The sequence below is a fragment of the Neisseria sp. P0008.S004 genome (assembly GCF_051962755.1).
Taxonomy (GTDB): domain Bacteria; phylum Pseudomonadota; class Gammaproteobacteria; order Burkholderiales; family Neisseriaceae; genus Neisseria; species Neisseria subflava_A.
Genome location: NZ_JBQCUZ010000030.1, coordinates 1 through 622, shown reverse-complemented (window position 1 = coordinate 622; position 622 = coordinate 1). Strand labels below are relative to the sequence as shown.

At 57.6% G+C, this 622-nt stretch carries 1 pseudogene; it reads right to left on the bottom strand.

Features of this window, described 5'->3' with window-relative positions:
- Positions 1 to 58: 58 nt before the first annotated feature.
- A pseudogene (locus ACTHSW_RS10810) lies at positions 59 to 622 on the bottom strand (ISL3-like element ISPpu12 family transposase); the annotation flags it as partial.

Sequence of the window (622 nt, the reverse complement as noted above, 5' to 3'; positions counted from 1 at the left end):
GGGTATACGGATTTAATGGTTGATGGGGCACCTTCACCCCATCAATCTGATACCACCCTCAGATGGTTGATAGATCGACTCCGTAGTTGAGTTCCTCTGCGAAGTCCGGCAGTCCGTAACCGATGGTTTTCTTGTAGAAAGGAGAGACCTTCGCAGTCGGTGCCTTCTTCTTGTGCTTCGTGGTGTAGAGCATTCGTGCCCGCATCACCTCGAAGGAGTAACCGCGCCCTTCACGGTTCTTGTCCTTGGCCAGTCGGTTGATGGACTCCGTGTAAGCGTTGGTGACGGGCATGTCCATCTCGAAGTAGGTCATGGTCTCTTCACGCCAGTTTCCCACTGCCCTGACCAGATCGCTCCAGACTTCCTTTTGGCCCTTCGGGATGGTGGCTATCCACTCGTCCAGGGCGGCTTCTGCCTGGAGCCGTGTGGTGGCGTCCCAGATGCCGTAGAAGCGCTCCTTGTGCTCGTAGGCGGCCAGCAGTTGCGGGAACGCGCCTGTCCAGGTCTCCATGATGAGGCGCTCCCGGTCTGAGACTTCGTGAGCGCGTTTCAGCAGGATTTTCCGGTCTCCCTTGAGAGTCCGGCTCTGGGACGGTTTCAGCTCCTTTCTGAGGCCCTTGCG